This is a genomic window from Klebsiella sp. PK01, assembly GCF_057624675.1.
This window is the reverse complement of record NZ_JBYEZM010000001.1, coordinates 1-24506: the sequence shown is the minus strand read 5'-3', so window position 1 is coordinate 24506 and position 24506 is coordinate 1. Positions and strand designations below refer to the sequence as shown.

General features: G+C 55.7%; 23 protein-coding genes and 2 pseudogenes. 11 read left to right on the top strand and 14 right to left on the bottom strand.

What is annotated here, in order from left to right:
- Nucleotides 1–67: 67 nt before the first annotated feature.
- The gene (locus tag AC22LX_RS00125; protein WP_015705758.1) at nucleotides 68–658 is read left to right on the top strand and encodes a metal-dependent hydrolase; all 591 of its coding nucleotides are present in this window, start codon (nucleotides 68–70) and stop codon (nucleotides 656–658) included.
- Nucleotides 659–791: 133 nt separating this feature from the next.
- Nucleotides 792–2183, top strand: a complete 1392-nt coding sequence (locus AC22LX_RS00120; protein ID WP_015366191.1) for an L-cystine transporter — start codon at nucleotides 792–794, stop codon at nucleotides 2181–2183.
- Between the two features lie 59 nt (nucleotides 2184–2242).
- On the opposite strand, the gene cedA is transcribed toward AC22LX_RS00120, so the two are convergent.
- Nucleotides 2243–2515, bottom strand: a complete 273-nt coding sequence (gene cedA / locus AC22LX_RS00115; protein ID WP_072047989.1) for a cell division activator CedA — start codon at nucleotides 2513–2515, stop codon at nucleotides 2243–2245.
- 172 nt (nucleotides 2516–2687) lie between these two features.
- On the opposite strand from cedA, the gene katE reads away from it, so the two are divergent.
- Nucleotides 2688–4946, top strand: coding sequence for a catalase HPII (gene katE / locus AC22LX_RS00110; protein WP_049059927.1), 2259 nt, complete (start codon nucleotides 2688–2690; stop codon nucleotides 4944–4946).
- 41 nt (nucleotides 4947–4987) lie between these two features.
- Here katE and chbG read toward each other — a convergent pair whose 3' ends face one another.
- From chbG to osmE, 8 genes and pseudogenes are all read right to left on the bottom strand, one after another.
- Entirely contained in the window at nucleotides 4988–5746 is a 759-nt protein-coding gene (gene chbG / locus AC22LX_RS00105) for a chitin disaccharide deacetylase (RefSeq protein ID WP_045393226.1), read from the bottom strand.
- 12 nt (nucleotides 5747–5758) lie between these two features.
- Complete coding sequence (locus AC22LX_RS00100; protein WP_045374759.1) at nucleotides 5759–7105, bottom strand: 6-phospho-beta-glucosidase; 1347 nt, start codon at nucleotides 7103–7105, stop codon at nucleotides 5759–5761.
- Between the two features lie 102 nt (nucleotides 7106–7207).
- On the bottom strand, nucleotides 7208–8047 hold the full coding sequence (chbR, locus tag AC22LX_RS00095; RefSeq protein ID WP_045393229.1) for a transcriptional regulator ChbR: 840 nt from the start codon (nucleotides 8045–8047) through the stop codon (nucleotides 7208–7210).
- A gap of 12 nt (nucleotides 8048–8059) precedes the next feature.
- The gene (gene chbA, locus AC22LX_RS00090; RefSeq protein WP_015366185.1) at nucleotides 8060–8407 is read right to left on the bottom strand and encodes a PTS N,N'-diacetylchitobiose transporter subunit IIA; all 348 of its coding nucleotides are present in this window, start codon (nucleotides 8405–8407) and stop codon (nucleotides 8060–8062) included.
- Nucleotides 8408–8459: 52 nt separating this feature from the next.
- Entirely contained in the window at nucleotides 8460–9818 is a 1359-nt protein-coding gene (gene chbC, locus AC22LX_RS00085; protein ID WP_015366184.1) for a PTS N,N'-diacetylchitobiose transporter subunit IIC, read from the bottom strand.
- 11 nt (nucleotides 9819–9829) lie between these two features.
- A pseudogene (locus AC22LX_RS00080) lies at nucleotides 9830–9895 on the bottom strand (hypothetical protein); the annotation flags it as partial.
- A gap of 70 nt (nucleotides 9896–9965) precedes the next feature.
- A complete protein-coding gene (gene chbB, locus AC22LX_RS00075; protein WP_015366183.1) occupies nucleotides 9966–10286 on the bottom strand; it encodes a PTS N,N'-diacetylchitobiose transporter subunit IIB in 321 nt (106 codons plus the stop codon).
- A gap of 275 nt (nucleotides 10287–10561) precedes the next feature.
- Nucleotides 10562–10900: an osmotically-inducible lipoprotein OsmE gene (gene osmE / locus AC22LX_RS00070; RefSeq protein ID WP_045393231.1), complete on the bottom strand. Its 339-nt coding sequence runs from the start codon at nucleotides 10898–10900 to the stop codon at nucleotides 10562–10564.
- Nucleotides 10901–11195: 295 nt separating this feature from the next.
- Between osmE and nadE the strand changes: the two genes are divergently transcribed.
- Complete coding sequence (gene nadE / locus AC22LX_RS00065) at nucleotides 11196–12023, top strand: NAD(+) synthase (RefSeq protein WP_045393234.1); 828 nt, start codon at nucleotides 11196–11198, stop codon at nucleotides 12021–12023.
- Between the two features lie 101 nt (nucleotides 12024–12124).
- Nucleotides 12125–12988: an excinuclease Cho gene (gene cho / locus AC22LX_RS00060; protein WP_045393237.1), complete on the top strand. Its 864-nt coding sequence runs from the start codon at nucleotides 12125–12127 to the stop codon at nucleotides 12986–12988.
- Between the two features lie 92 nt (nucleotides 12989–13080).
- Here the strand turns inward: cho and spy are convergent, their stop codons facing one another.
- From spy to astC, 5 genes are all read right to left on the bottom strand, one after another.
- The gene (gene spy / locus AC22LX_RS00055; RefSeq protein ID WP_045393240.1) at nucleotides 13081–13563 is read right to left on the bottom strand and encodes an ATP-independent periplasmic protein-refolding chaperone Spy; all 483 of its coding nucleotides are present in this window, start codon (nucleotides 13561–13563) and stop codon (nucleotides 13081–13083) included.
- Nucleotides 13564–13930: 367 nt separating this feature from the next.
- Entirely contained in the window at nucleotides 13931–14893 is a 963-nt protein-coding gene (astE, locus tag AC22LX_RS00050; protein WP_487333645.1) for a succinylglutamate desuccinylase, read from the bottom strand.
- Nucleotides 14894–14966: 73 nt separating this feature from the next.
- Complete coding sequence (astD, locus tag AC22LX_RS00045; RefSeq protein ID WP_045393248.1) at nucleotides 14967–16442, bottom strand: succinylglutamate-semialdehyde dehydrogenase; 1476 nt, start codon at nucleotides 16440–16442, stop codon at nucleotides 14967–14969.
- On the bottom strand, nucleotides 16439–17473 hold the full coding sequence (astA, locus tag AC22LX_RS00040) for an arginine N-succinyltransferase (RefSeq protein ID WP_032711851.1): 1035 nt from the start codon (nucleotides 17471–17473) through the stop codon (nucleotides 16439–16441). The genes astD and astA overlap by 4 nt, the downstream gene beginning before the upstream one ends.
- The gene (gene astC / locus AC22LX_RS00035; protein ID WP_045393249.1) at nucleotides 17470–18690 is read right to left on the bottom strand and encodes a succinylornithine/acetylornithine transaminase; all 1221 of its coding nucleotides are present in this window, start codon (nucleotides 18688–18690) and stop codon (nucleotides 17470–17472) included. Before astC ends, astA begins: the two co-directional genes overlap by 4 nt.
- Nucleotides 18691–19136: 446 nt before the next feature.
- Here astC and xthA point away from each other — a divergent pair, with 446 nt between their 5' ends.
- The 6 genes and pseudogenes from xthA to AC22LX_RS00005 form a co-directional block, all read left to right on the top strand.
- Nucleotides 19137–19943, top strand: coding sequence for an exodeoxyribonuclease III (xthA, locus tag AC22LX_RS00030; RefSeq protein WP_045393250.1), 807 nt, complete (start codon nucleotides 19137–19139; stop codon nucleotides 19941–19943).
- 239 nt (nucleotides 19944–20182) lie between these two features.
- The gene (locus tag AC22LX_RS00025) at nucleotides 20183–20803 is read left to right on the top strand and encodes a TVP38/TMEM64 family protein (RefSeq protein ID WP_161801924.1); all 621 of its coding nucleotides are present in this window, start codon (nucleotides 20183–20185) and stop codon (nucleotides 20801–20803) included.
- Entirely contained in the window at nucleotides 20790–21500 is a 711-nt protein-coding gene (locus AC22LX_RS00020) for a TVP38/TMEM64 family protein (RefSeq protein ID WP_413771598.1), read from the top strand. Before AC22LX_RS00025 ends, AC22LX_RS00020 begins: the two co-directional genes overlap by 14 nt.
- Nucleotides 21497–22060, top strand: a complete 564-nt coding sequence (locus AC22LX_RS00015; protein WP_487333644.1) for a carboxymuconolactone decarboxylase family protein — start codon at nucleotides 21497–21499, stop codon at nucleotides 22058–22060. Before AC22LX_RS00020 ends, AC22LX_RS00015 begins: the two co-directional genes overlap by 4 nt.
- Before the next feature lie 9 nt (nucleotides 22061–22069).
- The gene (locus tag AC22LX_RS00010) at nucleotides 22070–23248 is read left to right on the top strand and encodes an ABC transporter substrate-binding protein (RefSeq protein ID WP_045393254.1); all 1179 of its coding nucleotides are present in this window, start codon (nucleotides 22070–22072) and stop codon (nucleotides 23246–23248) included.
- Nucleotides 23221–24393 (top strand): annotated as a pseudogene (locus AC22LX_RS00005) (ABC transporter permease family protein); the annotation flags it as partial. The gene AC22LX_RS00010 and the pseudogene AC22LX_RS00005, both read left to right, overlap by 28 nt.
- Nucleotides 24394–24506: the final 113 nt, after the last annotated feature.

The window sequence follows — 24506 nt, the reverse complement described above, 5'->3', positions numbered from 1 at the left end:
CGTCACCTCTTCCGTATACTGTATAAAAACCCTATACTGTATGAATTGACAGTTTAGGGTTCTTATCATGACGGCGGAAGGCCACCTCTTCTTTTCTATCGCCTGTGCGGTATTTGCAAAAAATGCAGAATTAACCCCCGTGCTGGCGCAGGGGGACTGGTGGCATATCGTTCCTTCCGCCGTGCTGACCTGCCTGCTGCCCGATATCGACCATCCTAAATCTTTCCTCGGGCAGCGTTTAAGCTGGGTCTCAAAACCGGTAGCCCGCGCCTTTGGCCACCGGGGCTTTACCCACAGCCTGCTGGCGGTATTCGGCGCGCTGGCGCTGTTCTATCTAAAAGTGCCGGAGAGCTGGATAATCCCGGCCGATGCGCTGCAGGGTTTAGTGCTTGGCTACCTCAGCCATATACTCGCCGATATGCTCACCCCGGCCGGCGTACCGCTGCTGTGGCCTTGTCGCTGGCGGTTCCGTCTGCCGATCCTCGCGCCGCGCAAAGGCAATCAACTCGAGCGCGCGCTGTGCATGGCGCTGTTCATTTACGCCGTCTGGATGCCGCAAAGCATGGCCGAAAATAGCGCCGTGCGCTGGTCATCAAATATGATTAATTCGCTGCAAATAACCTTTAATCGTTTTATTAACCATCAGGCTGAACGATAAATACGCTAAATAATTTTTTGGTTATAACCCATTCCATTTGAGTATAAGAAAGCAATAAGGCCTTCTGCTACTCTTGGCGCCATAAGAGTTGGTTTCAGACCAACCCAGGTAACAAGATATCAGGAGAACGGGGATGAATTTTCCATTAATAGCGAACGTTGTCGTGTTCGCGGTTTTACTGTTTGCGCTGGCTCAAACCCGCCACAAACAGTGGAGCCTCGCTAAAAAAGTACTGGTCGGTCTCGTTATCGGCGTTATTTTTGGTCTTGGCCTGCAGCTGGTTTACGGCTCCGACAGTCAGGTTCTGAAAGATTCTATTCAGTGGTTCAATATCGTCGGTAACGGCTACGTGCAACTGCTGCAGATGATTGTCATGCCGCTGGTCTTCGCCTCCATTTTGAGCGCGGTGGCGCGCCTGCACAATGCATCACAGCTGGGGAAAATCAGTTTCCTGAGCATCGGTACGCTGCTGTTCACCACCCTAATCGCCGCGCTGGTCGGCGTGCTGGTGACCAACCTGTTTGGCCTCACCGCTGAAGGCCTGGTGCAGGGCAGCGCGGAAACCGCTCGTCTGAACGCCATCCAGAGCAACTATGTCGGTAAAGTATCAGATCTGAGCGTTCCGCAGCTGATCCTGTCGTTTGTGCCGAAAAACCCGTTTGCCGATCTGACCGGCGCTAACCCGACTTCTATCATCAGCATCGTTATCTTCTCGGCGTTCCTTGGCGTCGCGGCGCTGAAACTGCTGAAAGACGATGTGGAGAAAGGCCAACGCGTCCTGACCGCCATCGACACGCTGCAGGGCTGGGTGATGAAGCTGGTGCGTCTGGTGATGCAGTTGACCCCGTACGGCGTACTGGCACTGATGACCAAAGTGGTTGCCGGTTCCAACCTGCATGACATCATCAAGCTCGGCGGTTTCGTGGTGGCCTCTTACATCGCGCTGGGGATCATGTTTGTGGTACACGGTCTGCTGTTAGCCGTCAATGGCGTCAGTCCGCTGAAGTATTTCCGTAAAGTCTGGCCGGTGATTACCTTCGCTTTCACCAGCCGTTCCAGCGCGGCGTCTATTCCGCTGAACGTGGAAGCGCAGACGCGCCGTCTGGGCGTGCCGGAATCTATTGCCAGCTTCTCCGCCTCATTTGGCGCGACGATTGGTCAGAACGGCTGCGCCGGTATCTATCCGGCGATGCTGGCGGTAATGGTAGCGCCAACCGTTGGCATCAACCCGCTGGATCCAATGTGGATTGCCACCCTCGTGGGTATCGTCACCGTAAGCTCCGCGGGCGTAGCCGGCGTTGGCGGCGGCGCGACCTTCGCAGCCTTGATCGTGCTGCCGGCGATGGGTCTGCCGGTCACGCTGGTCGCACTGCTGATTTCCGTCGAGCCGCTGATTGATATGGGCCGTACCGCCCTTAACGTTAACGGTTCAATGACCGCCGGCACGCTGACCAGCCAGTGGCTGCGCCAGACGGATAAAGCCATCCTCGATAGCGAAGAAGACGCCGAACTGGCGCATCGCTAACGTTAACAGCCACAAAAAAGCCGCTGAATTTCAGCGGCTTTTTTATTTTACCCGCGAGGTCAGGCCTCTATTTCACCTTCCTGGCGTATCTGATTAGCCCAACGCTGCGCCGATTCCGGCACGGTGAACGCCGGTGAACGGCGGAAACGCTCGCCCATCAGTACAAAGGCGACATATTTGCCCCGCAATATCCAGACATCGCGAAAATGGTCCATTTTAACGGCATGATCCGGCGGCGCAGGCTCGACGCGCGGCACGTAGCTAATGACAGGGCGATTTTGTTGGCGCAATGTTTTCATAACAGATGGATTCACTAAGCAAAGCGGGAACATAAACCCCTATCATAGCCGATCGCCCCCCTTTTCGTCGCCCCTCCTCCGCTAATGCGCATTTTAGGATAACTCTATTCGTTTCTGCCCGGCGAACCCAGAACAATGTTCTATAGTTAGAAGGGTTTTGGTTTAGCAACGACCACTTTTAGCAATGAAAGCAGGAGACGAGCAGATGTCAGAAAAACACCACGACCCACACAGCCGACAGGCTCCGGTACACGATAGCGATGAAGCAAAACCGGGCCTCGATTCACTGGCGCCAGAAGACCGCGAGTGGCGCCCTACTCCCCAGCCAACCGCACCCGGGGAGGAGCCGACGGCGCCCGGCAGCCTGAAAGCGCCGGATACTCACAGCATAAAATTAGATACGCTTGAGCCGCAGCGTAAAGGCGGCGAAAACTTCCCGCTGACCACCAATCAGGGGGTACGCATCGCCGACGATCAAAACTCGTTACGCGCCGGCAACCGCGGACCAACGTTGCTGGAAGATTTTATCTTACGTGAGAAAATTACCCACTTTGACCATGAACGCATTCCCGAGCGTATCGTTCATGCTCGCGGTTCCGCCGCGCACGGCTATTTCCAGCCTTACAAAAGCCTGAAAGAGATTACCAAAGCCGATTTTCTGTCCGCGCCGGAAAAAATCACCCCTGTTTTTGTCCGCTTCTCCACCGTTCAGGGCGGCGCGGGCTCGGCCGATACCGTGCGTGATATCCGCGGCTTCGCCACCAAATTCTATACCGAAGAGGGCATTTTCGACCTGGTGGGCAATAACACGCCTATTTTCTTTATCCAGGATGCGATTAAATTTCCTGACTTTGTCCATGCGGTGAAACCCGAACCGCACTGGGCAATTCCGCAGGGACAAAGCGCCCATGACACCTTCTGGGACTATGTTTCGCTGCAGCCGGAAACATTGCATAACGTGATGTGGGCCATGTCCGACCGCGGCTTGCCGCGCAGCTATCGCACGATGGAAGGTTTCGGCATACATACTTTCCGTTTCATCAACGCCGAAGGCAAAGCCACCTTCGTACGCTTCCACTGGAAGCCGGTGGCTGGTAAAGCATCCCTGGTGTGGGATGAGGCGCAGAAATTGACCGGCCGCGACCCGGATTTTCATCGCCGCGACCTATGGGAAGCCATCGAGGCTGGCGATTATCCGGAGTTTGAGCTCGGCCTGCAGTTAATTCCAGAGGAAAACGAGTTCGATTTCGACTTCGATCTGCTGGATCCGACCAAACTCATTCCGGAAGCGCTGGTGCCCGTGCAACGAGTCGGCAAAATGGTGCTTAACCGTAACCCCGACAACTTCTTCGCTGAGAACGAACAGGCGGCATTCCATCCGGGTCATATCGTGCCGGGTATCGATTTTAGTAACGACCCGCTGCTGCAAGGGCGACTCTTCTCCTATACCGATACGCAAATTAGCCGCCTCGGCGGGCCAAATTTCCACGAAATTCCGATTAACCGCCCTACCTGCCCGTATCATAATTTCCAGCGTGACGGCATGCACCGAATGGAGATTGATACCAATCCAGCAAACTATGAGCCCAACTCTATCAACGATAACTGGCCTCGCGAAACGCCGCCGGCGCCGAAACGCGGCGGCTTTGAATCACTGGCGGAACGCGTTGATGGCGAGAAAATCCGTAACCGTAGCCCCTCCTTCGGCGAGTACTACGCCCAGCCTCGCCTGTTCTGGCTCAGCCAGACGCCGATTGAGCAGCAGCACATTATCGGCGGCTTTAGTTTTGAGCTGAGCAAAGTGGTCAGAGTCTGGATCCGCGAGCGGGTGGTCGATCATCTGGCGCATATTGATATCGGGCTGGCGGAAGCGGTAGCCAACAATCTCGGTATCGAACTCAGCGATGAGCAGCGGAATATTGCCCCGCCAGCGCCGGTTAACGGCGTGGAGAAAGATCCAACCCTCAGTCTTTACGCTGATGGCGATGGCGACGTAAAAGGACGAATTGTCGCGGTATTACTCAACGAGAAGACCTGCGCGCAGGATGTACTCAACCTGTTGCAAGCGCTGCAGGCCAGAGGCGTCCACAGCAAACTGCTCTATTCGCGTATGGGCGAAGTCAGCGCCGATGATGGATCGCAGCTACCGATCGCCGGAACCTTCGCCGGCTCGCCATCGTTGACGGTTGATGCGGTTATCGTTCCCGGCGGCGATCTGAGCAGCATCAGCGATAACGGAGATGCCCGCTACTATCTGCTGGAAGCTTATAAGCATCTGAAGCCTATTTTACTGGCGGGCGATGCGCGGCAGTTTAGTTCGCTGCTACAGGTGCCCGCTGCGGGTGAAGAAGGGGTTATCGAATGCGACGCGATTAATACGCTTAGCGTCGATAAACTGCTGACGCTACTGGCCGCGCATCGCGTCTGGTCAAGAAGCAGTAAAGTTGCGGCCATACCCGCGTAACAAAAAGCCCGGCAGTTCATGGCTGCCGGGCTTTCCTCTCTTTATACGTCGCGATAGTTTCCGAGCCGGTAGCCGCGTTCCGCAATAGCGTACTTCAGTTCGCCGGACGTCAGCACGTCCAGTTCGGTCAGCCGCGGATAGCAGTAAGCGCTGCCCATAATGGTGTTATCGACAAATGCCGGATGACACATCACTTCCAGCGAGTTTTCCTGCCGTTCAAGTGAGGCATCCAGCGTCTGCAGGAACAGCGCTTGTGAAACCGCTTCACCGTAAAATTCGCTGCTGAAGCCATCGCTACTGCGCGCCGCATCCTGATCGAGGCCATTCAGCGCCGCCACCTGGCGGTCGATACGCAAAGCGACGCCCTTTTCGCGCGCAAAAGCGGCGACGATGTGGTAGATCTGCGCGATCATATGCACGTGGTGGTGGCTGTCGATATGGGTCGGTTCGCAACCAAACAGTTCGATAAAACGCCGGTACTGGCACTCCAGTTCGTGGGCGATCTCATCCAGCGGCAGGCTGTCTTCTTCCGCCATCTGCCAAATCCATTTGCCCAACCGCCCGTCGCGGGTTAACCCCGGCATCGCCGATAATGGCTCGCCCAGCGTCAACACAAAGTGCATGCCCACCGCCAGCTCGGGCAGGCTGCGACTCAACTGGGCGGCGTGGCCGATAGCCGCGCCGTTGACCAACGCCGTGGTCGACGTCACCAGTCCGTTCCTGCAGGCTTCGATAATACCGTAGTTCTGCCCTTTGCTCAGGCCATAATCATCGGCGTTAACGATCAATACGCGTTCCATCGGCCGCTCCCGTTACTGTTTCAGTTTTTCGATAGTCGCTGCAAAGTTCGGCAGCCACTTCTCATGGGCGAGGATCATCTCCCGCGCCAGCTGCTCGGCATCGCGATCCGAATGAATCAGCGGACTTAAATTCAGCGCCAACAGTACGTCATTAAGCTCGCCGCTTATTGCCGCCTGGCTGGCCGCCACTTCAAAGCCTTTGATGGTATAAATCAGCCCCAGCACTTTTTCATCAAAATGCGTGATTCGCGGCGTGGGCTTCGCACCGTCGCGGCCCAGCGTACAGGTCATTTCTACCGCCCAGTCGGCCGGAATATTATCAACGTGGCCATGGTGCGGAATATTCACATAGTGCTCGGCCTGCTTATCATTGTAAATGGCGTTAATCACCTCGCAGGCGGCATCAGAGTAGTAAGCACCGCCTCGCTGCTCAAGCTCCTTCGGCTTAATGTTCAGATCCGGATTTTTGTACAGTTCGAACAGCTGTTTTTCAACCTTCTGTACGACCTGAGCGCGCGCGCCGCCTTTGTAGTACTCGCCCATCTCAATCGCCAGCATCTCTTTTGGCTTGAAGTAATAAAGCAGATACGAGCATGGGATCAGGCGCAGTGAGCGAATCAACCCTTCGCTAAACGGCAGGTCGAAGATATTTTTCACCGAGTTCGCGGTCAGGCGGCCAGAAGCCACGCCGTCCAGCAGTTCATCGAAGCGCGACACGCCATTGACCAGCACATCGCGAACGAACACCAGGTGGTTAAGGCCGAACAGATCGATATTCAGTTCATCGCTCGGGCTCAGTTGCAGCACATCGGTAATAAACATCTTCATACCGATTGGAATGTTGCACACGCCGATAAAGCGTTTGAAGTTAGTGTGGCGGTATACCGCCTCGGTCACCATACCCGCCGGGTTGGTAAAGTTAATGATCCACGCATCGGGGCAAATTTCCTGCACATCTTTGACGATATCGAAAATCACCGGGATGGTACGCAGGCCTTTAAACAGGCCGCCCGCACCGTTGGTTTCCTGGCCAAGATAGCCATGGCTTAGCGGGATACGTTCATCTTTTTCACGCGCTTTCAGCTGGCCAACGCGTAGCTGCGTGGTGACGAAATCCGCCCCTTCCAGCGCCGCGCGGCGATCCAGCGTTTTGTAGACTTTCATCGGCACGCCGGCTTTTTCCACCATCCTCTGGCACAGCGCATGGATGATATCGAGCTTTTCCTGCCCTTCTTCCACGTCCACCAGCCACAGTTCCGTTACCGGCAGCTCGTGATAGCGTTTGAGGAAACCTTCCAGTAATTCCGGGGTATAGCTGCTGCCGCCGCCGATAGTCACGACTTTTAATTTCTGGCTCATATCTTTCTCCCTTAGGCGCTACGCGTAGACGTAGACCGCTCTCCGCATAAATGCGGACAGTTAACTTGAATGAATAAACCGCGCGGTAAATACCGCTGCGAGTTAATTAATATTGGTCAGTTGTTTGCGATAACTGCTTGGCGTAAAGGAAGTCAGCTTTTTGAAGGTTTTAATAAACAGACTTGGGCTGCTATATCCTGATTCATACGCAATATCAGTGACCGAATAGTTGGTAATTTCCAGCTGTTTTTTCGCGAAATTGATGCGGATATCATTAATGATCTGCATCGGCGTCTTACCATAATAGCGCTGGGTCGCCCGGGTTAAATATTCTTGCGTTTTCCCGGACAATTGCACCATATTTTCCAGCGCGCTTTCGCCAAATTTGTTTTTATCGTGCATATCTTCTACGGTATTTTTCAGCCAGTGAGGAATCACATCTTCAACGGGCTCTTCACGATAATGACGTAAGCGGTTAATGGTGTAAAACGAGACCAGTTCAATAAACTCGTCAAATTCAGTCTCGCGAAAATTCAGTGAAGCAATAACCGACTCGATATAACTGAGAAAGGCGCTTTGCACCGCATAGACCTGAGAGGCGACCAGACCGAACGGCAGCAGCGGCAGATAATGTTTCTCAAAGAAGCGTCTGCTGATGCCAACGTTAAGAATGCGCGTCGCACCAAACTCGTAAAAGCTCTGATGGTGCGACCCCATCGGGATAAAGACAAAGTCCCCGCGCTCCAGCAACACCCGCTTGCCATTAATTTCCTGATAATAGCGCCCGGTTAAAACGATAGTGAACTCGTAGTAATCATGCTGGTGAAGCCCGCTCACGCTCTCCGTTTTGTTATAGATGACCACATGAAAGTTTTTCCCGTTGAAGAGCTGTTGTTCCCTGGCGGTACTGATCTCGGTGGTCATCATCTTCGGCTGCCTCATCGTTCGGATAGCCTATTGTACCTTCTCGTGCAGCTCGATCAATTCGGCCACCAGTTCACGGGCCAGCATTGAGGTCATCAGATGATCCTGCGCATGAACCAGCACCAGACTCACCTTCATCTTGCCCTCGCCTTCATCGCTTTCAATAAGCTGGGTCTGGACGCGATGCGCTTCGCTCAGCGCCATCCGCGATTGCTCCATCATCGATTTCGCGGCGGCAAAATCCCCCTGCTTCGCCTGCTTCAGCGCCGCATAGGCCAGGCTACGCGCCTGTCCGGAGTTGATAATCAGCCCCATCACCACCTCTTCGAGGTCATTTTCCGGGGTTTCTACCGCGTCGATGTTATCCAGATCAAACATAATATTTCCCTCGTTTCTCAGGCGGTACGGGGAGAGCCCGTACCGCTCGACATCAGAATTTCAGTGCGTTAGCAATATCTTCTTCGCTTTCTTCCTGCTCGATGGTGCTCTGCGCTTTGTTCGACAGGATGACGAACGGCAGGTACACGGCAGTAGCGACACAAAGGTTGAAGAGCGCGACCAGCAGGGCAGCAACGCTACCGTTACTGTTAAAGAAAGCGCCCAAACCGGTTGGCATCGTCCACGGGGCCAGGTTGGTCACCGGTGGGATAATGCCCAGACTATAAGCGGCCAGCGTAATCGCGGCCAGAATCGGTTGGACCAGAACGAACGGGATGAACATGACCGGGTTCATGATGATCGGCAGACCGAACAGAATCGGTTCGTTAATCTGGAAGATGCCTGACGGCAGCGCCAGCTTAGCGACCTGACGATGATCGGCGCGGCGAGAAGCGATGAAGATGGCGATAATCAGACCCAGCGTCGCACCGGAACCACCCAGCAGGATGTAGGAGTCGAGCATCGGCTTCGCCCAGAAGTGGAACTGTTTGCCGGCTTCGATGGCCGCGTCGACAGAACCATACTGGTTATACAGCGCGATGTTTTCCAGCGCCCACGGCGTCATAATGCCGTTATCCAGCGCGGTCAGCGCCAGCGAACCGTGCACCCCGAAGAACCACAGCAGGGAGTTAAAGATTACGTACGCCCAGCCAACGACGCTGCCCATCGCCGCCAGCGGCGTGGAGATGGAGTCCATGATGATCTGATGGAAGTTGCTGCCGTAGTTTGACAGAATCCACGAAATAATGCCGAAGACCGACAAAATCAGGAAGCCCGGGATCAGCGCCGAGAAGGAACGCGATACCGATGACGGCACGCTATCCGGCAGTTTAATGACCCAGTTGCGACGAATGACAAAGGTGAACAGTTCCGCCACCACCAGGCCGATAATCATCCCGGAGATAATGTTCTGCCCGCCGAGCCAGTTGGCGCCGACGGCGTAGGCTTCACCCACGCTATAAGGCGTGACGGTCATAAAGGCGGCGACCGCCAGCAGACCGGCAGCCATGGGGTCGACTTTACGCTCTTCGGCCAGCGCGGCGCCGATAAAGAACGGCGCCATCAGCGACATAATGCCCAACGTACCGTTATAGACATTACCGCCGATGGCTTTAAAGCCGTTTAAGGTTTCAATGGTGGAGGCATCCAGGCGAATCCCCATTGAATAAAAGAAAGAACCTTCACCAAAGCTCAGAAAAACGTTGTTGATTAATACGAACATGGCCCCGGCGAGGGTCAGCGGCATTAATTTAATAAAGCCGTTTTTAATCGCATTAATGTGCGGTTGCTTTCCTATTTTAACAGCAAAAGGAAGGAGTACCTTTTCAAGCGAATCGATCACTTTACTCATAGTCAATACCCTTAAAAGCCGCAATAAAATATTACGGCGATGATGTATGAAATTACTCTTTGACGGGAAAATAAACTGTTGAATATAGTGGCGGCTAGTATTAATTAACTACCAGACGCCAGAATATCGCGAGTTTAAAAAATAAAATTATTGTGCAGCAGCTTTCTTAATGGCCGCGACGGCCGCTTTCAATACACCTAAGCCATCAACTTTACCGTACAGAATGGAATCAATGACCTCTACCGGCTTGTTCGGCAGCAAACGTTGGATTTCCGGCAGCATATACGCAATTTGTGGCCCTAATAATACGACATCAGCTTCCGGCCCTTTTTCACCGGCCAGCGTTTCAGGATACGCTTCAATAATTACCGGGACTTCATATTTTTCTGCCTGGGCACGCATTTTGGAGACCAGTAGTGAAGTGGACATGCCAGCCGAGCAGAACAGATAGATATGTTTCTTTTCCATGAACGCTTCCTCAATTTGTAGGACCTGGGCCTCAGCAATGACTGAGAGCCGGTAAGACTGGTAACTTTAGGTTAGTTTTGTTTATGCATTGAGTATACGGCAACATTTGGCGGCAGGATAATTCCCTGTTGAACAGAATTGTCTCTCATTGACCTCGCGTTTTGACTACCCTCACATTTCCCCCAAATAATTCGCGCAATTAAATAAGCATTAGCCGCCATAAAAAAGCCCGACCAATGGTCGGGCTTTCGTAGCTCTCAGCTTGTGACGCGTAGTTATTTGCTGTTACGCGGATCGGTGTCGTACTCGGCGCAGGTCTGGTAGCCGGAGTTCATCACGTGGCCGGTCTCGTCCAGCGCGACGAAGTAGGTTTCAATTTTACCATCCCGTTGACCCAGGATATAAGTCTGGCAAGTTCCGCGAGCGTGAATCATGGTGACTTCAGACGACGGTTTACCGGCAATCTGCATAACCTGGCTGCGGGTCATGCCTTTTTTGACATCCTTAACAACTGGCTGTGTGAACTGGTCTTTGGTGCGGTCATAGGCCGTACACCCCGCCAGCATGGTTAATACTGCCGCTGCGCCCATCAATCCTGCTAATTTTTTGTTCATATTCCGTCCTCATTATGTAATCGGCGTGTTTTAAGCCTGGAATAAAAAGCGTTATTTTTCAAGCCAAACGTCGAATTCATGTAAATTCAGAACTTTTCTGGTAACCAGATATGTGCAAAAAAACAGCGGCGCAGCGCACTCTACTTCCAACTACCTTCCGCACCATAATTAAATGCTATGCCATTGGTTGCCTTCTTTTCCGTCAGTCAGCGGTACCAGCCTTGTCGTTTCAGCAGCAAAGAGGTAGTTTTAGACCATGCTGGTTGCCATACAGGCTCACTTTCCGGAGGGCGTAATGACGCTTCAACAACAAATTATTCAGGCGCTGGGCGCGAAGCCGCAGATTGATGTCGAAGGCGAAATTCGCCGCAGCGTGGATTTCCTGAAATCCTATCTGCAGACCTACCCGTTCATTAAATCACTGGTGCTCGGCATTAGCGGCGGCCAGGATTCGACCCTTACCGGCAAACTATGCCAGATGGCGATCGATGAGCTGCGTGCCGAAAGCGGCGATCGCAGCCTGCAATTTATCGCCGTGCGCCTGCCTTATGGCGTCCAGGCCGATGAGCAGGATTGCCAGGATGCCATCGAATTTATCCAGCCCGACCGCGTGCTGACCGTCAATATTAAAGGCGCGGTGCTGGCCAGCGAGCAGGCGTTGCGAGAAGCGGGTATTGAGCTGAGCGATTTTGTTCGCGGCAACGAGAAAGCCCGTGAGCGAATGAAAGCGCAATACAGTATCGCCGGCATGACCAAAGGCGTGGTCGTGGGAACAGATCATGCCGCAGAAGCGATCACCGGCTTCTTTACCAAATACGGCGATGGCGGTACCGACATTAATCCTATCTTCCGTCTCAATAAACGTCAGGGCAAACAGCTACTGGCGCAGTTGGGCTGTCCTGAGCACCTTTATATGAAGCAGCCGACCGCCGACCTCGAAGATGACCGCCCTTCTCTGCCGGATGAAGTCGCGCTGGGCGTGACCTACGAAAACATTGATGACTATCTGGAAGGCAAAACCCTGGACGAGAACATCGCCAAAACCATCGAAGGCTGGTATCTGAAAACCGAGCATAAGCGCCGCCCGCCGATTACCGTCTTCGACGATTTCTGGAAGAAGTAACTACTCCCCTGTACCCCGGCCAGCGCCGGGGTTATTTTTTGTTCTTTTCGCCATAAAACTCGCCTGCTATACTGGATGTATGAACAGTATCAGGAGCTGTTGTGGCCAGAAAACAATCTGCCCCGCGTCTGGAATTTGAAGCGGCGGCAATCTATGAGTACCCCGAACACTTGCGTCCATGGCTTGAGGCCTTGCCAAAGCTGCCTGGGGTGTATCAGTTCCATGGTGAAAGCGAGACGCTGCCGCTTTATATCGGTAAGAGCGTGAATATCCGCAGCCGGGTGCTGTCGCATTTGCGTACCGCTGATGAAGCCTCCATGCTGCGCCAGGCGCGGCGCATCAGCTGGCAGCGGACCGCCGGGGAATTAGGCGCGCTGTTACTTGAAGCGCGGTTAATTAAAGAACAGCAGCCGCTGTTTAATAAACGACTGCGGCGTAATAAGCAGCTCTGCTCCTGGCTGCTGGAGGCGGGTAAACCGCAAGTTGTGTATGCGCGAGAAGTCGATTTCTCCCATCAGCAGCACCTGTACGGCCTGTTCGCTAACCGCCGCGCGGCATTAAAGGCGCTGCAAACCATCGCCGATGAGCACCGTCTGTGTTATGGCATTCTGGGGCTGGAGCCGCTGAGTCGCGGGCGCGCCTGTTTTCGTTCCGCGCTGGGGCGCTGCGCCGGCGCCTGCTGCGGTAGAGAGCGCGTCGAAGATCATAACCAGCGGCTGCTGGCGCAGATGAGTAAGCTTCAGCTGGTGTGCTGGCCGTGGGCGGGTCCGGTGGCGCTGGAGGAGCGCGGTCCGGATATGGTCCAGTACCACATCATTCATAACTGGCTGTGGCTGGGCGCGGTGGATTCGCTGGCGCAAGCTGCTGAACTCACCGCACTGCCAGCCGGTTTCGATCACGATGGCTACAAGATCCTTTGTAAGCCTTTGCTCAGCGGTGAGTATCAGCTGCACCCGCTTGGCTAATGATATCGTAAACGTAAAAAACCGCCGGCCCTGCCCAAAGCCTTACTGGCAATGATTGGGCAAGACCGGCGGTCTTCATTCTTCGCGCTGAGTTACTCAGCAGGTACAGGCATTTTACCTTCCGGCGCTTTACGTTCTGTCAGATGCTTCTCAAAATTCGCATTGAACTGTTTTTTCTGTTCCGGCGTCAGGATGTTGTAAATCTTGTTCTGGGTTTCCATGCGGGAAAGCATCATCTCTTTATGCTGCGCTTCCATTTTGTCGATCTGCGCGCTGGCTTTCGCTTTGTCGAAAGTATCGCTGGCGATCAGATCGTGCATGGCGCGACGTTCGTCAAGGGACGGACGTTTCATGTTCTGGCGTTGGCTTTTCATGATGTCACGAACCTGCTGTTTTTGCGCATCGGTCAGGTTCAGATCTTTGAACATCATATCGTGATGACCCGGCATACCTTTATGGTGCATCATCGGTTTGCTATCGGTTTGGGTGGTCGCGGTGGTATCGGCCGCGTGAGCCAGGTTAGCAGCACCCAGAGCCAGAGTAGAGGCAACAAACAGAGCAGTAATCTTCTTCATGGTTATGTCCTTACTATCAGTTATTCTGACGGCGCATTGCCGTGTTGACGAGATTAACTTTACGCGCTTTATCGTCAATTAGTCAGTGCAAGCGTAAAACAATGAAAGTGTAAAAAACATTTTCTCACCAATTGTGGAGAAAATAAGGAAAATGAGGAGGGATATGCAACAAAAAATAAATAACAGGCTGTTTTATAAGGAAACTATTAAGATTATAAAACAGTGGAGATTAAAAACAAAGCATTTAACCAGGAATAATCCGCAAACTATGCCAATGGCACAAATAAATAAGATCAGTGCGCAGCCATATTTCACTCGATATTCACAACCGCGAACGACAACGGCTGTGAATAGTTAAGAAAGGAAATTACAACCGTTCCAGCATCAGCCCAGCCCGTAGCCCTGGCGCCACGACGGGGTTGGGAAACAGCACGTACTCCTGCGCCTTTTCGACGACATAGCGCGTTTCGCCATCCTCAGCCAACAGCGTCCCGGCGCTGAACGGCGTAAAATTGAGCGTCTCCCCTGACATATACAGCCGGAACTGGTCGCTGTGGCGCGTGATCTGCTGCACCACCCGGTAGCGCAGCGGCGCAGTCGTTTCTTCCACCGCCAAATCGCCCACCAACAGCCTGCTTAACGCCCGCTGCGTCGCTGAGAACTGGGTTAAATCGTTGTCGCCAAAAGGCAGCGCTTTGCCCAACTCCAGCGTACAGGCCAGCGCGGCAAAACGTTCGCAGCTAAAGTAGGTAAAGGTTCCCGCCGGTTGTTGATGGAACACCAGCGCCTCCAGCCCGGCCGCGCCAAGCCAGCTGAGAAAATCTTCGCCCCACGGCTCCTCGCGTGCCGGCAACACGCCAAAGCGCGGATGCAGCGAGCCGCGAATAGCGGTATGCATATCCAGGTGCCAGCGCACGCCATGGCTATCGCTAAAAAAACGCGTCACAGCGCTTTCCAACTGCCGCGCCCGCACCGTTTCACCACTGGGCGCGAACTTGCGCCAGCGTTCGCCGAACATGCGGTTCATATCGCTATCGAGATAGCGTTTATTTTGCCGCAGCGCCGGCGGGTTGCCGAATATCACCAACACACGCCAGCGCAGCGGGAGTTCGCCGCTAAACAACTGCTGAAGCAAAGCGTTGACTATCTCCACCGGCGCGGTTTCATTGCCGTGAATACCGCAGGAGAGCACCAGTGAACGTTCGCAGCGCGCATGCGGGGTCAGCAGCAGGATGCCGCAATCGATCCAGTGCCAACGAAAATGGGCGGTTTCGCCATGAAAATGATGCGGCCAGCGCCCCGCCAGAGTTAGTGCCAGAAAGTCGTCCACGACGCCTCCTTTATTACTGAAACGGATCGAGGAAAACTCGCAGGGCCGAGAATCCCGGCCCCGCGAACTTTCATCAACTTGCCTGCGATGAAAAATCCAGCCCCGGACTGAGCGTCTCCGGTAGCGTCAGTTCGGCGGATTCCAGGCTGGCCATCGGCCAGGCGCAATAATCGGCGGCGTACCAGGCGCCTGGACGATGATTTCCCGAGGCGCCGGTTCCGCCAAACGGCGCGGTACTGGCAGCGCCGGTGAGCGGCTTGTTCCAGTTGACGATCCCGGCGCGGGCCTCCAGCAACAGGCGCTCGAACTTATCGCGCTCGGCGGAAATCAACCCGCAGGAGAGACCAAACCGGGTGGCGTTAGCCATCGCGATCGCTTGCTCGAAATTGTCATAGCGCCACACGCACAACAGCGGGCCAAAAACTTCTTCATCCGCCACCTGCTGCACGTTGCTCATGTCGATGATCCCCGGCGTCAGCAGCGAGGTACCGTCGCGCAGCAGGCGCGGCTCCAGTAACGTCTGTCCGCCGCTCGCCACGTGCCCAAGCCAGGCCTGATGCACCTTTTGCGCGGCCTGCGGCGATACCAGTCCGCCCAGGAACGGCTGCGGCTCCGCATCCCACTCGTCGGGAATAAGACGTTGTGACACCGTCACTAAACGCTGTAAAAACGCATCGCCCGTCGCGCCGCGCTTCACCAACAGACGGCGCGCGCAGGTGCAGCGCTGCCCGGCGGTGATAAACGCCGACTGAATTGTCAGGTGGACCGCAGCGTCAATATCCTGCGGTTCGTCAACAATCAGCGGGTTGTTACCGCCCATTTCGAGGGCGAGGATTTTTTGCGGCTGCCCGGCCAGTTGACGGTGCAGTTGGAAGCCGGTCGCGGAACTGCCGGTGAACAAGAGACCGTCGATATCCGCCTGCCCGCTCAGCGCCTCGCCGGTCTCCCGGCCGCCCTGCAGTAGATTCACGACTCCAGCGGGTAAGCCCGCCTCCGCCCACAGCTTAACCACCGCTTCGCCGCTTTGCGGCGTAAGCTCGCTGGGTTTAAAGACGATGGTATTACCGGCGAGTAGCGCCGGTACAATATGTCCGTTAGGTAAATGGCCCGGGAAATTATAAGGCCCGAATACTGCCAGTACCCCGTGGGGACGGTGGCGCAGGGTGGCGGCGCCGTCGGCCATCGCCGTCTCGCTCTCGCCGGTGCGGCTATGATAGGCGCGCACCGAGATCGCCACCTTATTTATCATGGCGGTAATTTCCGTGGCCGCCTCCCAGCGCGGTTTACCGGTCTCAGCGGCAATAATCGCCGTCAGCTGGCTTTTGTTCGCTTCCAGCAGCGCCGCAAACTTCTCGACGATCGCCTGACGCGCGCTAAATGGCAGGCGGGCCCAGGCGGGAAAAGCCTGACGCGCGGCGCTAACCGCCTGCGCGACCTGCCCGGCGTCGGCGTCATTCCCCTGCCACAGCAGCGCCTGGTTGACCGGGTTATATTTACTGCGCTGCGGGCCGCGCCCGTTTTGCCATTCGCCGTTAATCCATAAACTCATGATGCTTTCTCCTCGGGGATCAGGCGGACCATCCGTACGCGGTCGCCTGGGTGGCATTTCAGCGTATCCAGCTCACGCGCGCTCAGCAGCAACGTTTCGCTATCCGGGTCGGCATGGACCAGGATGGCGCGGAACTGCTGATACTGCTCGTTGGTGACAAGACACTGCGGCCACTCTCCCGGCGCAGGCTGCCCTTCCTCCACCGTCAGCAGGCGACTTTTGCGTATCGCCCGCACCCGGTCAATTTCGCACTCCAGCGTCGGGCCGCCGTCAAAAATGTCGATGTAGTTGTTAAAACGGAAGCCTTCTTTTTCCAGTACCGCACGCGCAGGCGCCGTTTGCGGATGAACCTGGCCGATGACCGCCCGCGCTTCATCGGAGAGAAAGTCGATATATAACGGATGTTTTGGCATTAATGCGGCGATAAACGCTTTTTTACCGGTGCCGGAGAGATAGTCGGCGCGGGAAAATTCTATCGCGAAGAAGCGCTTGCCAAGGCTTTCCCAGAACGGCGAATAACCATGCTCATCAATCACGCCGCGCATCTCGGCGACCACTTTGTCATTAAAGTGGTCGCGGAAACCGGCCATAAACAGCAGTCGCGATTTCGACAACAGGTAGCCGTTGCCCTCTTTACGCCATGCCGGATCGAGAAACAGCGTGCAGAGTTCGCTACAGCCGGTGTGATCGTTGCTAAGGAACAGCGTCGGCAGCGCGTGATAAACATTGAGCTCTTTTGAAGCATGTACCTGGGTGCCGACCCGATAGTTGTACCAGGGATCGTTGAGGCCAACGGCGACTTCAATCGCGCAGATCCCAACGACCGCACCGCTGACGCTATCTTCCAGCACAAAGACATAGCCCTGTTCGCTTTTCGGCAGTTCGCCGCGCCAGGTCCGCTGGGAGCGTTCAATGCGGGCAGCCAGAGTGGGTTCGTCCGCCGGCAGCGACGTCAGGCCGCCGCCGGTTTCTCCCGCCAGGGCCATCAGCCCCGGCAAATCGGCTTTTTCAACCGGTCGGATCACCATCATGATGAAACTCCCGCAAGGAAGTGACGGCAGGCCAGCTCAAAGCGATCGAGACCGGTTTTAACCTCTTCCTCGCTCACGTTAAGGGCCGGGGCGAAGCGAACGACGTTTGCCCCGGCTATCAATACCATCAGCCCGTCTTCCGCCGCCTGGGTACTGATGGCTTTTGCTTTTCCGGCATATTCGTCGTTCAGTACGCAGCCAATCAGCAGCCCCAGTCCGCGAATTTCCTTGAACAGGCCGTATCTGGCGTTAATCGCGCTCAGGCGTTCGCTAAACCACTGATGACGCTGTTTAACGCCGTTCAAAAGCGTCGGGGTATTGACGATAGACAGCAGTTCCCCGGCAACAGCGGTGGCGAGTGGGTTACCGCCGTAGGTCGTGCCATGAGTGCCGACGGTCATCACGCTGGCGCATTTCTCCGTCGCCAACAGCGCGCCGATCGGGAAGCCGCCGCCCAGCGCTTTCGCCGTCGACAGGACATCCGGCGTCACCCCGTAGTGCATATAGGCATACAATTCGCCGGTACGCCCGACGCCGGTTTGTACCTCATCAAAAATCAGCAGCGCGTTGTGCTGGTCACACAATTCGCGCAGGCCGCGCAAAAATTCCGCTTTCGCCGGCACCACGCCGCCCTCGCCCTGCATCGGCTCGACGATTACCGCGCAGGTGTCGTCATTAATCAGCGCGCGCGCCGAGTCGAGGTCGTTATAGGTAGCATGCTGGATCTGCGGCGGCAGCGGCGCAAAATCCTGCGAATAGGAAGGCTGACCGCCGGCGGAGACGGTGAACAACGTGCGCCCGTGGAAAGCGTTTTTGAAGGCGACAATGCCGCTTTTGTGGCTGCCGTAATGATCGTGGGCGTATTTACGCGCCAGTTTCAGCGCCGCTTCGTTGGCTTCGGCGCCGGAGTTACAGAAGAAAACGCGGTCGGCAAAGGTGGCGTCGATCAGTTGTTTGGCAAGGCGCAGCGCCGGTTCATTGGTGTAACCGTTACCGGTATGCCAGAATTTTCCCGCCTGCTCGGTCAGCGCTTTTACTAGCTGTGGGTTAGCGTGTCCCAGCGCATTCACCGCGATACCGCCGGCAAAATCGATATACTCTTTCCCCTGCTGATCCCACAACCGTGAACCTTCGCCGCGTACCGGAATAAAAGCCGCCGGCGCATATACCGGCATCATCCATTGATCAAAATTGCTACGCGTAATTGACTGAGACATATCGACCTCTTCCGGTAAATTAAAAGTAAGAACAATGTTAAAATTTATGAGTTATTACGCTGTAAATGTAGATTGCACGCATCGTGCCAGCCAGAGGCAAAAATGCATAAATTGAGCTCAATCACGTGATATCAACGAGTTACAGGCACTAATTATTCAACAAAAATGCATATCTAGTGAATAATTATCAGGTAAACGGCGCTGGATAGTGGAAAAAGACGATAAGTTATGCAGCGATAAGATATAATTCTGTAATTGTGATCCTCTACGAAATTTATCGTAGATATCTGCGCTTTTTTGGCGCGACATGCGCCAAAACGGTGCATAATTTGTGCGATTCGCTCGCCAACCGCAGTAATCGGTAGAATTAACCACCTGCCGGCAGCCACCATGATGAAATTCTGCTAACATCCTTGCACTATTCACCTTGCACAGTGGCAGCGACTATGAAATTCATCTCTTTTAATATCAACGGCCTGCGTGCCCGCCCCCATCAACTGGCCGCCATCGTCGATAAACATCAGCCCGATGTTATCGGTCTCCAGGAAACCAAAGTTCACGACGATATGTTTCCTCTCGAAGAGGTGGCGAAGCTGGGCTACAACGTCTTTTACCATGGGCAAAAAGGCCATTACGGCGTGGCGCTGCTGACCAAAGAGACTCCGATAGCCGTGCGTCGCGGCTTCCCGGGCGACGGCGAAGATGCGCAGCGCCGCATCATCATGGCGGAAATCCCCTCACCGTTTGGCAATGTCACGGTAATTAACGGCTATTTCCCGCAGGGTGAAAGCCGCGACCACGAGACCAAGTTCCCGGCAAAGGCGGCGTTTTATCAGAATCTGCAGAACTACCTCGATACCGAGCTGAACAAAGAAAATCCGGTGCTTATCATGGGCGATATGAATATTAGCCCTACCGACCTTGATATCGGCATCGGCGAAGAGAACCGCAAGCGCTGGCTGCGCACGGGTAAATGTTCGTTCCTGCCAGAAGAGCGTGAATGGATGGATCGTCTGCTGGGCTGGGGCCTGGTCGATACCTGGCGTCACGCCAACCCGGATAATAATGAGCGCTTCTCATGGTTCGATTACCGCTCTAAAGGTTTTGATGACAACCGCGGTCTGCGTATCGACCTTCTTCTGGCAAGCTCGCCGCTGGCCCAGCGCTGCGTCGAAACCGGCATCGATTACGACATCCGCGGCATGGAAAAACCCTCCGATCATGCGCCGGTATGGGCAACCTTTAAACCATAATTCTTCTCCGGGGCTCCGGCGCGGAGCCCCGCTATCCTGAGCAAAATCAATAAAGTGAACGGTATACATTGTCGCTCACGGCAATTTACTATACTGTCGCGCGCACCCGGCGTTTCCTGCCGGGCAAAACGAAGACAGGAGACCCCTCATGCAAAAGAAGCCGTTACCAGGCACGCTATAAACTGCTGTTTGCCGTACTCCTGTTTGCCCTGCTGGCATGGCTTGTTCATCACGCCGGGCTGACGAGACTGTTCAGCCACCTTCACGATCTTCAATTACTTATTCTGCACAGCGGTAGCGCAGGTTATGCGCTTTATATCCTGCTGTTTATCATCGCCACCTTGTGCCTGATGCCCGGCAGCGCGTTGGTCATCGTCGGCGGTATGATATTCGGCCCCTGGTTGGGCACGTTACTGTCGCTTATCGCCGCGACTGTCGCCTCATCGCTGTCGTTCCTGCTGGCCCGCTGGCTGGGGCGCGAAGCGCTGCAGCGCTATTGTGGTCACCATGCCGTTTTTCAGGCGTTCGAACGCGGTATTGCCCGCAGCGGCTGCGATTTTCTGATTTTCACCAGGCTGGTGCCGCTGTTCCCTTATAATCTGCAGAACTATGCCTATGGACTGACGGCGATCCCCTTCTGGTCCTTTACGTTTATCTCCACCATCGCCACCCTGCCGGGATTGTTTATTTATACTTTTATGGCCAGCGAACTGGCCCGCGATGGCATCACCCCGGCCTTTATTGGCAAACTCAGCATCGCCGGCCTGGCGCTATTTGTATTAACTCAGGCCGCCAGGCGTTATGGCCGCTATAAACGCATTAGTGTCGCAACATCCGCGGTAGGCGATGAAAATGGATAACAGAAAACGGCTGCGGCTCTCACGCGGCGCTATCGTCCTGCTGGCGCTGGCAGCACTCGTCGGCTGGTGGTTAATACCGGGCGTACGCTCCTTTCTGCAACATAGCCTTAGCGCGTTTGCCACCCTCGATCAGCAGGCGCTGGAGCGTTTTATTGACGCTTATGGTCCGCTGGCAGCCCTGGTCTCTTTCGGTCTGATGATCCTGCAGGCAATTGTCGCGCCGCTGCCGGCGTTTTTGATAACTTTTGCCAACGCTTCGCTGTTCGGCGCACTGTGGGGCGGCGTATTGTCATGGGTCAGCGCGATGGCTGGCGCGGCGCTGTGCTTTTTTATTGCCCGCGTACTGGGCCGTGAAGTGGTAGAAAAACTGACCGGCAAGGCGGTATTACAGAGCGTAGATGGCTTTTTTAGTCGTTACGGCAAGCACACCATCCTGGTTTGCCGCCTGCTGCCCTTCGTCCCTTTCGATCCGGTGAGCTATGCCGCTGGGCTAACCTCAATCCGCTTTCGCCATTTTATGTTTGCCACCGGCGTCGGCCAATTACCGGCGACTATCGTCTACTCGTGGGCCGGAAGCCTGCTGACGGGGGGGCGGTTCTGGCTGCTCAGCGGGTTATCTATTATGTTCGCTTTGGCTATCGTAGTCGCGATAGCCAGGGCGCAATACGTTGCGCATCACAACAGGAAATCGCCATGAATCTACCGCCGTTAACGTCGATTCCATTGATCCTGCGCCCGCAGGCATGGCTACACCGTCGCCATTATGGCGCGGTGCTCAGCCCTATCCGCTGGTGGGGTCGCATCCCGCTGGTGTTTTATCTGGTTTCGATGTTTGTCGGATATCTGGAGCGCCGGCGCTCGCCGCTCGATCCGCTGCTACGCTCGTTGGTGAGCGCCCGTATCGCCCAACTGTGTCACTGTGAATTTTGCATTGATATCACCAGCATGAAACTGGCGCAGCGCGCCGGCGGCAGCGAAAAACTATTGGCGGTTAACGACTGGCGCAATAGCGGATTATTCAGCGATAGCGAACGGTTGGCGCTGGAATATGCCGAAGCGGCGAGCATGACGCCGCCCGCCGTCGATGACGCGCTGCGCGCCCGGCTGGCGCAGCAGTTCGATGCTCAGGCGTTAACCGAGCTAACCGCGCTGATCGGCCTGCAAAATTTATCCGCGCGCTTTAATTCCGCGTTGGCGATCCCGGCGCAGGGCCTGTGCCAAATCCCGAAGCCCGATGTTTCCGACACTCATCCCTAAGGAGTCAATATGCGCAGTCTGCGTTATTGTTTAATTTGGCTTGCCGCGCTGCTGCTGGCCCCGACTCTCGCCAACGCCGACGAGAGCTGGCAGAGCATCAGCCAGCAGGCGCGTGGCCAGACGGTATGGTTCAACGCCTGGGGCGGCGACCCGGCGGTTAACCGCTACCTCGACTGGGTCAGCGCCGAGGTTAAACGTGATTACGCCGTCGATCTGCGTATTGTACATATCGCCGATGCCGCCGATGCGGTTAAGCGTATTCAGACCGAGGCGCGTGCCGGTCGTTCCCGCGGCGGTTCAATCGATTTATTGTGGGTTAATGGCGAGAATTTCCGCACGTTGAAGCAGGCGAATTTACTGCGCAGCGGCTGGGCTGAAAAGCTGCCTAACTGGCGCTACGTCGATACGCGAAAACCGGTTCGGGAAGATTTCTCCCTCGCCACCGATGGCGCGGAGTCCCCGTGGGGCGGCGCGCAGCTGACCTTTATCGCTCGCCGCTCGCAGCTGTCTGCCCCCCTGGACAGCGCGCAGGCGCTACTGGCGTTCGCCACAGCGCATCCAGGCAGCGTCACCTATCCGCGGCCGCCGGATTTTACCGGCACCGCTTTCCTTGAGCAGTTGCTGATCTCGCTAACCGATCGACCGGATGCCCTGCGCCAGCCGCCACAGGCGGCCAGTTTCGCCGCGGTGACCGCGCCGCTATGGGACTATCTCGCCAGGCTACACCCGCTGCTCTGGCGCCAGGGTCGCGATTTTCCGCTGTCACCGGCGCGGATGGACGCGATGCTGTCGCAAGGCACGCTACAACTATCACTCACTTTCAATCCGCTGCATGCGCAGCAAAAAGCCGCCAGCGGCGAACTTCCGCAAGACAGTTATAGCTTCGGTTTCAAACAAGGGATGCTCGGCAACGTGCATTTTGTCGCTATCCCCGCCAACGCCCGCGCTACGGCAGGCGCACAGGTGGTTGCCAACTTCCTGCTATCGCCGCAGGCTCAGCTACGCAAAGCCGATCCGCAAATCTGGGGCGATCCCAGCGTACTCGATCCCGAAAAACTCAACGACGCCCAGCGCGCCGCATTGTACGCCGTGCAACCGAAAGCGACGCCGCCGATGCTGGCTGAACCGCACGCCGCCTGGGTTGACGCGCTGGAGCAGGAATGGTTGCGCCGCTACGGTACCCACTAATTGCGCTGACGTGGGGAGCGATAGCGCTTGTCTATCTCCCTCTGCTTCCCGCCGCCGCGCTGATGGCGGTACCTGCCGTCGACGCCGCGGCCTGGCGGGCGCTATTAAGCGATCCGCAGTTGCCGCAGGCGCTGGCGGCGACGCTAGCTTCTACGCTGCTGGCGGTGGGCGGCGCGCTGTTCATCACCCTGACGGTGATTGGCGCGTTATGGCCAGCCGCCGGCTGGCAGCGCCTGGCGAGAAGATTACCGCTGCTGCTGGCGGTACCCCATGTCGCTTTCGCCACGGCCGCCCTGCTGCTATTTGCCGAAGGCGGCTGGCTGTATCGGCTGTTTCCCGCGTTGAGCCCACCGGCCGATCGCTACGGTATCGGTCTGGGCCTGACGATGGCGGTCAAAGAGAGCGCTTTTTTACTGTGGGTGGCGTATGGCGTACTGGGTGAAAAACAGCTGGCGGCCCACACCGTAGTCATGAAAACCCTCGGCTACAACCGCTGGCAATGTCTGCAGTGGATTATTGTGCCGGCGCTACTGCCATCGATGAGCCTTGTTCTGCTGGCCACCGTTGCATGGAGTCTGTCGGCGGTGGATGTCGCTTTAGTGATCGGTCCGGGAAATCCGCCAACGCTGGCGGTACTGGCGTGGCAGTGGCTTAATCAGGGCGATCCGCTGCAACAGGCGAAAGGTGCGTTGGCCAGCCTGCTGTTGTTGGCGTTCACGTTAATCTTCGCGGCCATAGCATCGGCAGGCTGGCGCCGTTGGCGGCAAACTATTCCCGCACTATGCGGCAAGCGCGCCGCCCCCGCCAACGCTGCGACCGGACGTATTCTGGCGCAGGTGGTACCCGCCTGCGGTCTGGTTTGCGCATTGTTGTTGGCTGGCATTTCGCAATGGACGCAGCCAACGGCTGAGGCGATCGGTAACAGCCTCTGGCTGGCATTGGGCGCAGCGATACTGGGAGCCGCGCTGTGTCTGCTGTGGCTGGAGTTCGGTCCCGCCAGATATAACGGACTCTGGCTGCCATTAATCATCCCGACGCTGCCGCTTGCCGATGGTCAATATCAATTAGCACTCGTGGGCTGGCTCGACGGTCAATTGATGACGGTATTATGGGGGCATCTGTTATGGGTCGTGCCATGGATAATGAGATGGACGCTCCAGATTTTACGGTATCAAAGTACCAGACTGGATCGTTGCAATACGTCCTAAAAAATGAGGAGCGTCCACATGAAAGTATCAACTCTTGGTATCGACCTGGC